Source organism: Stenotrophomonas geniculata, assembly GCF_034508895.1.
In the GTDB taxonomy this organism is placed as follows: Bacteria; Pseudomonadota; Gammaproteobacteria; order Xanthomonadales; family Xanthomonadaceae; genus Stenotrophomonas; species Stenotrophomonas geniculata.
On the sequence record NZ_CP140571.1, the window covers coordinates 2,359,352 to 2,372,060 of the forward strand.

Genomic DNA, 12,709 nt, shown 5'->3' on the forward strand with positions numbered 1-12,709 from the left:
CAGCAAGCTACGCACCCACCGAAGGGCGTCCCAAGGTGCGCAGCAAGCTACGCACCCACCGGAAAGGCGGGTCAGGTCTCCAGCGGCACCGTCGGCACCACGTTCGGGAACACCTCCTCCAGCGGCTCCCGTTCCCCCGGCTTCGGTGCCGGCCAGTTGTAGGCGTTCACCGGCTGCGCGCGGTTCACCCACAACGCGTAATACAGGTGGTCGGCACGGCCATCACCGGTATTGGGGTGGATCAGGATGGTCAGGCCCAGGCTGTTGAGCTGCAGCCAGGGCACCAGCACCGGCAGCAGGTCGTTGGTGAAGCCGAAATAGAACGACGGGGTGACGTGTGGTCCGCGTGGCTCCAGGTTCCAGTTGCCCAGCTCCACCGGGAAGCGCTCGGCCGCCCAGCGCCGCAGCAGCGCAGCCTTCTCGAAGCTGTCCTCGTCGAAGTAGATATGCGCGTGATAGCTCTTGATGTCGGTGTAGGCGCGTGGGGTCGCGGGCAGGGTGGCTTCGCCGGGACGCACGCTGGCCGGGCGCAGGGTCGGTTCGCTGGCTGTGGCCTGGCCCCAGGGGCTGCGCCCTTCCGGCGCTGGCGGCACGATGACACGGAAGCCGGGGCGGCCAGGCTCGGTGGTATTCACCGCGTCGTTGCCGCGCGGTGCTGCGGTGCCGGTCGACGCACTGGCCAGGCCACCGGCGGCCAGACCCGCCGAAGCGATCAGGCGGCGCCGTGCCGGCGAGAGCAGGTCGGCCCACTGGGCGTCATCATCGCCGGCGTCGATGAGGGGCTGCGGGTCAGGCTGCATGAAGGGCTCCGTGGCGGCACTGGTGTGGACAACCACGTACGCTCGGGCAGGGCTGCCGGTGGCGTCCAATAAGCAGGGGGCATCACTTCATGCATGGCCGGCTTCGATGCCATTGAGCGCGACCGCACGGCGGGCTAGGGTGCAGGTCTGCCGCCCCGGAGCCCTGCCATGACCTCGCCCGATGCCGACACACAGCACAAGCGCGCGTCTTTCCGCCAACTGCACGCGCAGGGGTGCTTCGTGCTGCCCAACCCGTGGGACGTGGGCAGTGCGCGCTACCTGCAGCGGCAAGGCTTCCTGGCGTTGGCCACCACCAGTGCCGGCTGCGCCTGGAGCGAAGGGCGGCCGGATGGCGCGGTTTCGTTGCCGGCCACGCTGGCGCATCTGCGCCTGATGGCGGCGGCGACCTCGTTGCCGTTGAATGCCGACTTCGGTGATGGTTTCGGCGCGACGCCGCAGGCGGTGGAGGAGGCGGTGGCTGCAGCGATCGACACCGGCATCGCGGCGTTGTCGATCGAGGATGCCAGCGGCGTCGCCGATGCACCGCTGCGTTCGATCGACCAGGCGGTCGAGCGCCTGCGCGCTGCCCGTGCAGCCATCGACCGCGCAGGCGGTGACGTGCTGCTGGTCGGGCGTGCGGAGAATTTCTTCGTCGGCGTGCCGGATCTGCAGGACACCCTGCAGCGCCTGCGGGCCTATGCCGAGGCCGGTGCCGATGTGCTGTATGCGCCTGGCATCAGCACGCGCGAGCAGATCAGCGCGGTGGTTGCCGCTGCAGGGTCAAAACCGGTGAACCTGCTGGTTGGTGGACCGACACCGCTGAGCCTGCAGGACATCGCAGCACTTGGCGTTCGCCGGGTCAGCCTGGGCGGTGCGCTTGCGCGTGCGGCATGGGGTGGGCTGATACAGGCCACACAGCCGATCGTGCAGGAGGGGCGTTTCGATGGGCTGCAGCAGGCGGCTTCGGGGGCCGCGTTGAACGCGTTGTTCCGCTAACGGACAGCCGGTAGATCCATGCCATGCGAAGATGGATGCGCCGGAGCGTACCGACGCCCAGCAATCGCGCTACAGCGTTTCCACTCCACCCCTGGGCAGCGTCACGCCAGGCTCCAGCGCTGGCAGCAGTTGCCAGAGCAGCTCAGGGTTGTCGAGCAACCCCGCGCCATCCAGATAGCTCCATTGCGCGGCGCCGACGCGGCGCACGGCGACCATGAACGAGGTGCTGCGGATCGGGGATTCACGTACGCGCAGCAACGAGTAGCGCGGGACGAAGCAGACCTCCTCGTCGCCGGCGGCATAGGTACGGGTCGGTACCCCAGCTTCGTCGCTGATGATGGTGACGCCGGCCTCGTGCAGCGCCTTGACCGTGTCGCGGGTTGATCGGGCGTATACCTCATCACCGCCGGCCAGGCGTTTCAGGCTGGGATGCGTGCGGGCGATGATCAGCTCGGCATCGCCGCGGGCGAACGCGGCCAGCATCCCCTGCACGTCCTGGCGCAGGGCGGCCGATTCGGATGGGGTGAGCTCGCCGGCTACGGCCGTCGGCGCCATCGTGGCCAGCAGCAGGAACAGCAGGGGAGCAAGCAGGCGTCGGTGCATCGTCGGAGACCTCCACGGGATGCGGCGCACTATACGGTGAACGCAAAAACAGCGTCCCATCGGTGGCGCTGGTGATCCGGGAATCATTACTTACCATTGGTAGGTAATGATTTCTGGAGATTCACCCATGCACAGTCTCATCGTCACCACCCACCCGGAAACCGGATCGCTCACCCATGCCATCGCCCAGCGCATCGGCGACGCCATCCGGGCCATCGGCGCCGGCAACACCGTAACCCACGCCGACCTGGTCGCCGAAGGCTTCGATCCGCGCTTCAACCGCGATGACCAGGCACTGTTCCGCGGGACCGGCCCGGTTCCGCCCGATGTGGCGGCCGAGCATGCGCGGCTGGACGCCATCGATACGCTGGTGCTGGTCTACCCGCTGTACTGGTGGTCGTTCCCTGCCTTGCTGAAGGGATGGATCGATCGCGTGTTCACCCAGGGCTGGGCGTACCAGGACGGTGCCGATGGCAAGGTGCAGAAGAAGCTGCAGCGCCTGCGCGTGCATCTGGTCGGCGTTGGCGGTGCGGGCGCGGAAATGATCGAACGGCGCGGCTATGGCACGGCGATGAAGACCCAGATCGACATGGGCATCTTCGACTACTGTGGCGCGCGCGTGCTGTCGTCCGAACTGCTGCTCGACGCCGACAGCGGTGCCGCGCAGGCGCATCTGCAGACCGCCATGGAAATCGGCCGTAAAATCGGTACTCCGATGAGTTGATCACCGTGTTCCGCCGATGCCTGCCAACGCCGCTCCCACGCGCCGCCGATTGACCCGCGAGCAACGCGCCCGCCAGTTGCTGGACGTGGCCTGGGCGCTGGTTGGCGAAGAGGGCACCGACGCGTTGACGCTGGGACGGCTGGCCGAGGCGGCGGGCGTGACCAAGCCGGTGGCCTACGATCACTTCGTGACCCGCAACGGCCTGCTGGCCGCGCTCTACGATGACTATGACGGGCGGCAGACGGTGGTCTTCCACGAGCGTATCGGCCGCGCCCGGGCGCAGCTGGCCGACCGTGCGGCAGCCATCGCCTCCGGCTACATCGACTGCATCCTCAGCCAGGGCAGTGAAGTGCAGGGCATCCTCGCCGCGCTGGTGGGTGCGCCGGAACTGCACGAGGTGCGGCGGCGTTACCAGCAGGACTTCATCGACAACTGCGACGCCTGGCTGGGCCCGTTCGCCAGCGACGGCTCGGTGCCGCTGGCGGGACGCTGGGCGATCCTGGGTGCGGCTGAAATCCTGTCCGAGGGTGTGGCCGCGGGCGCGCTGGACAAGACCGACGCCGAGGCCGAGCTGCAGCGGCTGATCGTGGCGACGGTCAAGCGTCGCTGAGCCGCTTCGAAGGTCAGGCCCCGGCGGTACTGCCGGCCAGCGTGGCGAATCCTGCCGCCAGCTGATCGCGCACCCATGCGTCGCGCGCGTCGCGGCTCTCAGAACCCAATACCACGGTGATCAGGCGTATCGGCTCGTCCCGCCCGTGTACCACCCGGCATGCGGTGGCGGCCAGGCAGAAGCCTGCGGCCTGGGTGTAGCCGGTCTTCAAGCCATCCACGCCGTCATCGCCAAGCAGGGCGTTCTGGTTGTTGCGGTTGAAGCTGCCGTGCGCGAACGCGCGCTGCGCGGTGACCGCCAGGATCTGCGGATGATCGTTCAACAGGCACGCGGCCAGCACCGCCATGTCGCGCGCGCTGGACGCATGATGCGGCGTGGTGATGCCGGAGACGCTGGCGAACCAGGTGCTACGCAGGCCGAGCTGGCGCGCGTGCCGGTTCATGCGCTCCAGGAACGCAGGCTGCGATCCGTCCAGGTGGCGCGCGACCGCCAGCGCCGCGTCATTGCCGGAGACGATCATCAAGCCTTCCAGCAGGCGCGCGAGAGTGACCGTTTCGCCGGGCACCAGGCCCATGCGCGTTTCATCGTCGGCGACCGCATGCACGTCGTCGGCGGCGATGGTGACTTCGTCCTCCCACGAGCGCCCGCGCTCCTCGACACACTCGTAAGCCGCGTAGGCGGTCATCAGCTTGGTCAGCGAGGCCGGTTGCCTGGCGATGTCCGCGTTGTGCTGGTGAATCACTGCGAAGGTTGCCGCATCGAGGGTGATGGACGACAGCGGTGCACGCGCAGGAGCAGGAAGCGGCATGGAAACGACGATGACAGTGGGGGCCCTGGAGGATAGTGTGCGGCGGCTGCACGAAGCTGAAATATTGCAACGATATAACGTAGCATCATTGCGGGCCGCCGATGGCCCGACGGGACATCCGATGACTGCACGCATTCCACGCCACTGGCTTCATTCTTCGTTGCTGCTCGCGCTGGCCGCACTTGGAGGCTGCCAGCCCAACCTGCGCACCGAGGCTGTTTCCTCCGCCGAAGCCGGTCCGCTCAATGTGATCGTGATGATCAACGACGGTGCCGGCTGGGGTACCTGGGACGCGGCGGCCTACTGGCAGTATGGCCGCCGCGAAGGCGCACCCTATGCGGATTTCCCGCTGCGCCTGGCGGTAACCAGCTTCCCGTTGAATGCCAGCAGCCAGCCGACCCGCGACAACGCACAGACGCTTGGCTACGACCCGGGCAAGGCTTGGGATGACACGCCGGTTCCTGCGCAGGACCTGCCGTTTGCCGGCTACCAGTACCTGGCCGCGGTGGCTACCGACAGTGCGGCGGCGGGCACCGCGTTGTCCTCGGGCATCAAGACCTACAACAACGCCATCAACTACAACAACGATGGCCAGCCGGTCGAGTTCAATACGCTGCGCGCCAAGCGCCTGGGCATGGCGACCGGTGTAGTGACTTCGGTACCGTTCGCGCACGCCACACCGGCCGCATTCGCAGCGCAGAACGAATCGCGTAGCAGCTATCACGCCATTGCGCACCAGATGCTGGCGCAGGGCCACATGGACCTGGTGATGGGCACCGGAGGCCCGGGCTACAGCGTCGACGGCCGCGCCTGCAACGAAGGCACGGACGCCGCAAACGCAGAGGGCTGCGCGAATCCATGGGAGTGGGTGTCGCAGCAGGATTGGCAGCAGCTGGAAGCGGGCAGCACCATCGCCGGCAATCCGGCGGGACCGTGGCGCCTGATCCGCAGCAAGGAAGCGTTCGCCGCACTGGCGCAGGGACGGTTGCCGGCCGACAGGCCGCTGATCGGTGTACCGCGCGTGGCCAACACCCTGCAGCAGGCGCGCCGCCTGCAGGTGCTGGGCAAGGATGCAGCCACGCCTTCGGGAGTGAGGAAGATCGACAGCGTCCCCGATCTGGCGACCATGACCCGCGGCGCGCTGCAGTTCCTGCAGCAGCGCTCGTCCAAGGGGCTGTACCTGATGGTGGAAGGTGGCGCCACCGACTGGGCCGCACACACCAGTGCCTGCGGCACCGAATGGCATTACGGCCAGTGCAGCGATCAGCCGCAGTATGGCCGGTTGATCGAAGAGACCATGGAGTTCAATAACGCGGTGACGGCGGTGGTCGACTGGATCGAGCGTAACGGTGGCTGGGAGCGCAACCTGCTGATCGTTACCACCGACCACGACAACAGCATGCCGATGGGCCCGGATGCACAGGCCGTTGCCTTCTCTCCGGTACGCAACAACGGCCGCGGCCGCATGCCCGGGATCAGTTTCCGTCCCACCGGCAACCATTCCAATGCACTGGTGCCATTGTGGGCCAAGGGCGCGGGGTCGGAACTGCTGGGCAAGCGCGTGCGCGGCGTTGATGCCGGCTACCGTCAGCACGTGCGCTGGAACGACGGCAGTTACATCGACAACACCGACGTGGCTGCGGCGGTGCAGGAGGCGCTGCAGCGTCCACGGTAACGCCCGGTTGCACCCGGGCTGTTGTCGAGGCAGCCTGCGCACATGCAGTCGGATATCCGCATCGACGGTCGTGTCTTCGCCTACGTCTTCCCCTGTGCGTGGGAAGACTACGCGAAGATCGGTTTCTCACGTGATCCGCTCGGACGCATCAGCGCATTGCACCGGCATTGGTTCGAGTTCTTCGACCTCGACGCCGGTGCACTGGTGGAAGCGGAAAGCGAGCGCGATGCGCGAGATCTGGAGCTGCAGCTGCGTTCGCCGTTCAAGGCGCACCGCGCGCCGGCGCCGATGACGGTCCAGGACAAGGCTGGAGGTCGCACCGAATGGGTACGTGGTGCCAACCAGGCCTTGTCGCGTGCAATTATCGCGTTGGGCGAACAAGGCTATCGCTGCTATCCACTGAAGGCGTGGCTGCGGGCCGCCCTGTGCCTGCGCATGGACCAGCTGCACGACTGGGCTGCGGTGCAACTTCCGGAGGAGGAAGGCCTGCGGCTGCCCAGTGGCCCCGGCGAGCGCGCGCTGCGTGACACCCTCGACGGTTGTCGGGCATTGGATATCGATCCGATCCCGTGGCTGCCTGAACACGTCCAACGCTGGTACGCAGGGTGAGGAGCGTTCAACGGGTTCTCGGCGGCTGAACAGGCGCAGCCGGTTGCTGCGCGCACTGCGGGGCAGGTGTGGAAGGGCTGGCCAGCTGGCGTGCCAGCTCGGTGCTGGCCACGTGGCCCTGCAGGAACAACAAGCCGCCGAAGATGTTCATGAGCGTGCCTCCACTTGAGTGGATTGCACGATACGGGCAGCATGGGCGGGCAAAAAGCGACATTTCCGCAAGCGTGCCTTGAGAGGAATTCAAGCCTGATGTCCCGCCCACCGCTCCATGCCCTGCAGGGTTTCGTGGCCGCCGCCCGGCTCGGCAACCTGTCGCGCGCGGCGGCGTCGATGAACCTGACCGTCAGCGCGCTCAGCCATCAGATGCGGCAGCTGGAAGAACGGCTCGGGCAGCCGCTGCTGATCCGCCAGCCGCGTGGTGTCACCCTCACCCTGGAGGGCCAGCGCCTGCTCGACCAGGTGGGTCCGCATCTGGATGCGATCAACGAAGCCTTCCAGCCCTATGCCGCACGTGCCGAGCACGTGCTGACGATCAGCGCAGTACCGTCGATGGCCTCGGCCTGGCTGGTGCCGCGCCTGGGTCACTTCGTGGCAGAGCACCCGCAGATCGAGATCAACCTGCAGTCGAGTGAACGCCTGATTGATTTCGAGCGGCAGCGCCAGTTCGACGCCGCGCTGCGGCTGGGCAGCGGGCAATGGCCAGGTCTGGTGGTGGAGCCGCTGTTCGACGAATGGCTGCTGCCAATGGCGAGCCCGGCGCTGATCGAACGCATGGGAGGCGTCGACCGTGTGCCGTTGACCCAGTGGCCGCTGCTGGGTGATCCGGACGGGGCATGGGGCGCCTGGTTCGCGTTGAGCGGGCAGAGCCCGCCGTCGCGCTTCGTGGCGGTGCTGGATGATTCGGAGGCGCACCATCGCGCCGCTCTGGATGGCGTGGGCGTGGCCCTCGGGCGGGTGACGCGGGCGCGGCTGCTGCTGGATTCGGGCCAGTTGGTCGCGCTGTCCAGCCAGCGCCTGAAGACCGACTGGCCACATTGGCTGGTGTACCCGCAGCGCTCGGCCAGCCATCGTGGCTTCCTCGCGTTCCGCGACTGGCTGCATGCGCAGGCCGCCGAGCACGTGCGGCACATGGCAGACGCGCATCTGTAGCGTGGCGCGGTGCTTGATCTCGCATCTGTAGAGTCGAACCATGCTCGACTGGTCTTTCGAAGAAGCAGTCGAGCATGGCCCGACTCTACAGTCACCGCACCAGCGTGACTGCCTGCCCTGCACGGGCGAACGCTTCGCCCAGCAAGGGACCGGTCTTGATCGCTTCCACCTCGTCGAACAGCGTCTGCAGTGCCTCGGCTGGGCGCGACGCTGGCGCCGCCACGGCCTGCTGGATCGCGGTGAAACGGTCGGCCAGCACGCGATGGCCGGGATGCGCCTGTGCCCAGGCCTCCAGCGGCTGGCGCACGCCGGCGGCGGCATCCAGACGCTGCTGATCGAACAGGGTGATGGCCGCCGCCGAGGTCTCCGCCCGCTCGATCGTGGCGTTGCGCAGTTCACGGCTCAGGAACAGGTCATAGGCCGCGCCACGCCCCACCGCGATGCGCAGCCCCTCGCGGTCGAGGTCGGCCACCTGCCGCGCAGGGCTGTCCTCGCGAACCAGATAGGTGCCTTCGATCTCCACGTACGGGGCACTGAAGGCGATGCGGTCGGTGCGTGCCGGATCGATGGCCAGGAAAGCCAGGTCCCAGCCGTCTTCGCCCGCTGCGGCAACCACCGAGGCTGCGGCATCGTGGCAGGTGAAGCGTGCCTGCACCCCCATCCGTTGCGCCAATGCGGTAGCCAGTTCCAGCGAGGGGCCGCGCGGTGAGCGCGCATCGCCCTGTGCCAGCACCGGGTTGCCCAGGTTGATCGCCACGCGCAGGAAACCGTGCGGTGCCAGCGTACTTCGATGGTCGGCCAAGGACATGCAGGACTCCACGGGGCAGGGGAGACCCAGCATGCCAACAACGGTGTCCGCGTAGCGTGGACTCAGCCGTGCGCGGCGAAAGTGCCGTGGAAGCCCAGTGGCACCGCATACGGCAGCCAGGCCTGTGCCAGCGGGCCGTCATCCACATGGCGCGCATCCAGCACCGCCAGGCCACTGCGCTTGTTGACCGGGTCAAGCAGGGTGCCGATCAGCCAGCCATCATCAGCGTCGCGGCTGCCCGGGCGCGGTACGAACACATGCTCTTCGGCCATGATGTCCGGCCCGTAGTTCCACCGCTGGCGGCGCCCGCGATCGATGTCGAACGCAGCCACGGCGTTGAAGTACGGTGCGGTGGCCGGGCCGTCGATGGTCGGCGCATACAGCCGTGCGCCACGTGTGTTCGTCGAGCGCGGGTCGAACAACGGGAACTCCACCGCGCTGATGCCCAACGTCTCCCAGCGGGCCTGTCCACGACGCAGGTCCAGATGCAGCTCGACCAGGCTGGCGCCACTGTTGGCCGCATGTGCACCGTCACCGGCCATCGCTTCCTTCATCGGCGAGCGCGCCTCGTTGATGTCGTCATGGCGTACTGCGCGCAGCACGATGCCGCCATCGCGGGTGAACGCGTCGCCGAAGTGATAGATCGCCGCGAACGGGGCCTCGAACCATTGCGCCTTGTCCGGCGCATCCTTGGCGACCACCGCGATACGCACAGGACGCTGCGGTGCGAACTGCATGCGCTCGAAGAAGCTGCCACCTGCGCCGGTGAAATCGAACGGCATCATCACGAACACCAGGTGCTGGTCGGTCATCGCGAAGGCATGCAGGTAGCCATGCTCGGGTGTTTCGATCACATTGGCGCTGCGCAGCTGGCCGTCCGCACCGATGTGCCAGACCAGCAGGCCATGGCCCCCCATCAGGCTGATCGAGCCGAAGTTCCAGAGGCTGCCGTCGCGATCGGTCAGCGGGTGCGCCGAGAACGGCAGCGCGGCCAGGTCCGGGCGCCAGGTGACCGGGCCGAGCGTCTGCAGCGAATCGGGGTCCACTTCGAACGCAGAACCGGATTCGCACAGCGCGAACAGGCGGCCATTGATCATCGTCACCGAGGTGTTGGCCACGTTGGCATCATCGTTGTTGCGTACCGCCAGCGCACCGGGAACGCTGGTGCCGGCAGCCGGATACTGGAAGCGGCCGGCCTTCTGTTCACGGGTGAATTTCGGCGTGGCGACCATGCGCCCGTGATGGGTCAGGCTGCCATCACCATTGAAACGCCAGCCATGCACCATGCCGTCGCCGTCGAACCAGTGGTCGTAGCGGAAGCCATCGCGCTCGGTCCACGCCGGGCCGTTGCGGTACAGCGTACCGGCCAGGCCTGACGGCAGCTTTCCCTGCAGCTGCACGGTGGCCGGGCCGAGGCTTTCGCTGCCGACGCTGCGCCAGCCGAGCAGCCAGGGGTGTTCCTGCATACCCTGCGCGAACCGCGCCGGGTCGCCGGCGAAGGCGGGAGCGCTGCGCAGCGCGGTGGCGCCCAGGGCCAGGCAGGCACTGCTGCTGAGCAAGGTACGAAGGAAGCGGCGACGGTCCATGGTGGCCTCGGGTCTGGATGCGGAATCAGCGCAGGGTGATGTCGATGGCGGCGCCAGCGGCTGGCACGTTGACGCGTGCTTCGTCGAAGGTCGGCTTGCGCATCACCTGCGGGTTGTTGCTGAAGCCGTAGCCTTCCACCGGCATGCCGACCAGGTTGGTGTCGAGCTTGCCGTTGTCGTTCTCGTCGTGGGTGAGCAGCACGGCATAGCTGCCGGCCGGTATACCCTTGAACGTGAAGTGAGCGCTGTCGCCGCTGGGCGCCGCCTGCTGGGCCTGCACGGGCTTGGCCTTGCCGTCCCAGGCGGCAGCGCTGTCGACCAGCGCAACGCGCAGGGTACCGGTCTGCACGCGGACGTCGTGCACGGTCACGGACAGGTCGGCGGCGTGGGCACTGGCGGCCAGGGCCAGTGCAGTCAGGGCGGTGCTGAGCAGGGCGGTGCGGATCATGGCAGTGGCTCCGGAAGTGTGTGTGGCGGTGTGGCGCCAGTCTGCGTGGCGCGGTGCACGGGGTTCAGGGCCAGTGGTCATCGATTCGACGTGCCAGAAGTCACTTTCTGCGCCGGACCCATTGCCGCCGGCGTGTGCGGCGGTCAGCATCTGGCCATGCCCAGCCTGTTCCGCCATCTCTTGCGTCCTCTCAGCCTTGCCGGCCTGGTTACCGTGCTGGCGGTGGGCCTGTCGTTCGCTGTACAGCGCAACGGTGCCGGGCTGAGCCTGCTGCTGCTTGCCGTGTTCCTGTTGCTGTTCGTGGTGCACGGCTGGGCGTCGATGCCATCCCGCGTGCGCGCCGTCGCTGCGGTGTTGCAGGCGCTGCTGGCGGTTGCGCTGGTTGCGCTGCAGCCGCGTACCGGAACTGCTCCGGTGCTGCTGGTGGTGCTGGTCGCACAGCTGGCCGAGCACTGGTCGCCGCGCTTCGTGCTGGGCGTTGCGCTGCTGGCCAACCTGGCGGTGTATGCCGCGCTGCGCCACAGCGGCTTCAGCCAGCCGCTGCTGGTCGTTCTGCTCTATGGCGGCTTCCAGGCCTTCGCCGCACTGACCGCCCACTATGCCCGCAGCACGGCGCTGGCCCGCGATGACCTGGCCCGGGTCAACGCCGACCTGCTGGCTACCCGCGCGCTGCTGGCCGACAGCGCACGCGATGCCGAGCGCCTGCGCCTGGCGCGTGAGCTGCACGATGTGGCTGGGCACAAGCTCACCGCGATGCGGCTCAACCTGCGCGCCCTGGCCGCTGACCCAGCACTGGCCGGCCGCGAGGGACTGGTGCTGGTGGAACGGTTGTCCGGCGAGTTGCTGGCCGACATCCGCCAGGTGGTGCAATCGATGCGCGATGATCGCGGCCTCGATCTGGCCACCGCACTGCATGCGCTGGCCGCACCCTTCCCACGACCAAAGCTGCAGCTGCAGATCGGCGACGGGGTGCGCGTGGCTGACCCGTTGATGGCCGAGACCGTGCTGCGGCTGGTGCAGGAAGCCCTGACCAACGCCGCCCGCCACGGCAATGCAGACACCGTCTGGCTGACGATCAGTGAAGAGGATTCCCGGTTGCGTATCGATATCCGCGATGACGGCCAGCGCGCCGAACGCATCCGCGAGGGCAATGGCATCGCCGGCATGCGCGAGCGCCTGGCGGCCGTACAGGGGCGATTGGAGCTGGCGCGAACCGCACAGGGCGGCATGCACCTGACCGCATGGTTGCCGGCATGAGTGGCGCCGCGATCCGCGTTGCCCTGGCCGATGACCAGGCGCTGGTGCGTGCGGGTCTGCGCGCGCTGCTGCAGGGCCTGGGGGTAGACGTGGTGCTGGAGGCCGAAGAGGGCCAGGCGCTGCTGGACGCGTTGGCTGCCCAGCGCGTGGATGTGGTGCTCAGTGACATCCGCATGCCCGGGATGGACGGCATCGAGGCACTGCGCCAGCTGCGCGCGCGCGGTGATGCCACGCCGTGCCTGCTGCTGACCACCTTCGATGAAAGTGATCTGCTGCTGCGTGCCAGCGAGGCCGGCGCACAGGGCTTCCTGCTCAAGGACGCCGTGCCCGCAGACCTGCGTGAAGCGATCGAGCGCGTCGCCGCGGGTGAAACCCTGCTGTTGCCGGTCAGCACCGAGCCGGTGCGCGCCCGTTACCGCTTCCACGACGAAGCACCGCCCACCGATACCTTCGGGGAACGCGAAGTGGCGATTCTGCGCCTGCTGGCTGGTGGATACAGCAACAAGGAAATCGCGCGCAGCCTGTTCCTGGCCGAAGGCACGGTGAAGAACTACGTGTCGGCCATACTCGACAAGCTGGGCACCCGCGATCGCACCCGTGCAGTGCTGAAGGCGATTACCCTGCGCATCATCTGAG

15 protein-coding genes are annotated in these 12,709 nt (G+C 67.7%); 8 read left to right on the forward strand and 7 right to left on the reverse strand.

From position 1 onward, the window contains the following. Positions 1-71: 71 nt before the first annotated feature. Entirely contained in the window at positions 72-800 is a 729-nt protein-coding gene (locus RI032_RS10930; protein WP_257471171.1) for a DOPA 4,5-dioxygenase family protein, read from the reverse strand. Positions 801-968: 168 nt separating this feature from the next. On the opposite strand from RI032_RS10930, the gene RI032_RS10935 reads away from it, so the two are divergent. Continuing rightward, positions 969-1,796, forward strand: coding sequence for an isocitrate lyase/PEP mutase family protein (locus RI032_RS10935; protein ID WP_322546999.1), 828 nt, complete (start codon positions 969-971; stop codon positions 1,794-1,796). A gap of 69 nt (positions 1,797-1,865) precedes the next feature. On the opposite strand, the gene RI032_RS10940 is transcribed toward RI032_RS10935, so the two are convergent. After that, entirely contained in the window at positions 1,866-2,399 is a 534-nt protein-coding gene (locus RI032_RS10940) for a hypothetical protein (protein ID WP_010481085.1), read from the reverse strand. A 127-nt stretch (positions 2,400-2,526) separates the two neighbouring features. Between RI032_RS10940 and RI032_RS10945 the strand changes: the two genes are divergently transcribed. Further along, positions 2,527-3,123, forward strand: coding sequence for an NAD(P)H-dependent oxidoreductase (locus RI032_RS10945; RefSeq protein WP_057502407.1), 597 nt, complete (start codon positions 2,527-2,529; stop codon positions 3,121-3,123). A gap of 16 nt (positions 3,124-3,139) precedes the next feature. Further along, the gene (locus RI032_RS10950; protein WP_322547000.1) at positions 3,140-3,733 is read left to right on the forward strand and encodes a TetR/AcrR family transcriptional regulator; all 594 of its coding nucleotides are present in this window, start codon (positions 3,140-3,142) and stop codon (positions 3,731-3,733) included. 13 nt (positions 3,734-3,746) lie between these two features. Here the strand turns inward: RI032_RS10950 and RI032_RS10955 are convergent, their stop codons facing one another. Continuing rightward, on the reverse strand, positions 3,747-4,541 hold the full coding sequence (locus RI032_RS10955) for a D-alanyl-D-alanine carboxypeptidase family protein (protein ID WP_322547001.1): 795 nt from the start codon (positions 4,539-4,541) through the stop codon (positions 3,747-3,749). A 121-nt stretch (positions 4,542-4,662) separates the two neighbouring features. Here RI032_RS10955 and RI032_RS10960 point away from each other — a divergent pair, with 121 nt between their 5' ends. Both RI032_RS10960 and RI032_RS10965 read left to right on the forward strand, forming a co-directional pair. Next, on the forward strand, positions 4,663-6,216 hold the full coding sequence (locus tag RI032_RS10960) for an alkaline phosphatase (RefSeq protein ID WP_322547002.1): 1,554 nt from the start codon (positions 4,663-4,665) through the stop codon (positions 6,214-6,216). A 42-nt stretch (positions 6,217-6,258) separates the two neighbouring features. Beyond that, positions 6,259-6,825 carry a GIY-YIG nuclease family protein gene (locus tag RI032_RS10965; protein WP_322547003.1) on the forward strand — a complete coding sequence of 189 codons (567 nt, stop codon included), beginning with the start codon at positions 6,259-6,261 and terminating at the stop codon, positions 6,823-6,825. Between the two features lie 7 nt (positions 6,826-6,832). On the opposite strand, the gene RI032_RS10970 is transcribed toward RI032_RS10965, so the two are convergent. After that, positions 6,833-6,976: a hypothetical protein gene (locus RI032_RS10970; protein WP_010481098.1), complete on the reverse strand. Its 144-nt coding sequence runs from the start codon at positions 6,974-6,976 to the stop codon at positions 6,833-6,835. A 98-nt stretch (positions 6,977-7,074) separates the two neighbouring features. Between RI032_RS10970 and RI032_RS10975 the strand changes: the two genes are divergently transcribed. Further along, positions 7,075-7,974, forward strand: coding sequence for a LysR substrate-binding domain-containing protein (locus tag RI032_RS10975; protein WP_010481100.1), 900 nt, complete (start codon positions 7,075-7,077; stop codon positions 7,972-7,974). A 91-nt stretch (positions 7,975-8,065) separates the two neighbouring features. Here the strand turns inward: RI032_RS10975 and RI032_RS10980 are convergent, their stop codons facing one another. From RI032_RS10980 to RI032_RS10990, 3 genes are all read right to left on the reverse strand, one after another. Further along, positions 8,066-8,782: an ABC transporter substrate-binding protein gene (locus RI032_RS10980; RefSeq protein ID WP_322547004.1), complete on the reverse strand. Its 717-nt coding sequence runs from the start codon at positions 8,780-8,782 to the stop codon at positions 8,066-8,068. A 62-nt stretch (positions 8,783-8,844) separates the two neighbouring features. Beyond that, positions 8,845-10,368, reverse strand: coding sequence for a carotenoid oxygenase family protein (locus RI032_RS10985; protein ID WP_322547005.1), 1,524 nt, complete (start codon positions 10,366-10,368; stop codon positions 8,845-8,847). Positions 10,369-10,393: 25 nt separating this feature from the next. Beyond that, on the reverse strand, positions 10,394-10,816 hold the full coding sequence (locus RI032_RS10990; protein WP_322547006.1) for a DUF2141 domain-containing protein: 423 nt from the start codon (positions 10,814-10,816) through the stop codon (positions 10,394-10,396). Between the two features lie 156 nt (positions 10,817-10,972). Here RI032_RS10990 and RI032_RS10995 point away from each other — a divergent pair, with 156 nt between their 5' ends. Together RI032_RS10995 and RI032_RS11000 are read left to right on the forward strand one after the other, a co-directional pair. Further along, positions 10,973-12,073, forward strand: a complete 1,101-nt coding sequence (locus tag RI032_RS10995; protein ID WP_322547007.1) for a sensor histidine kinase — start codon at positions 10,973-10,975, stop codon at positions 12,071-12,073. Then, positions 12,070-12,708 carry a response regulator transcription factor gene (locus RI032_RS11000; RefSeq protein WP_029550907.1) on the forward strand — a complete coding sequence of 213 codons (639 nt, stop codon included), beginning with the start codon at positions 12,070-12,072 and terminating at the stop codon, positions 12,706-12,708. Before RI032_RS10995 ends, RI032_RS11000 begins: the two co-directional genes overlap by 4 nt. Position 12,709: the final 1 nt, after the last annotated feature.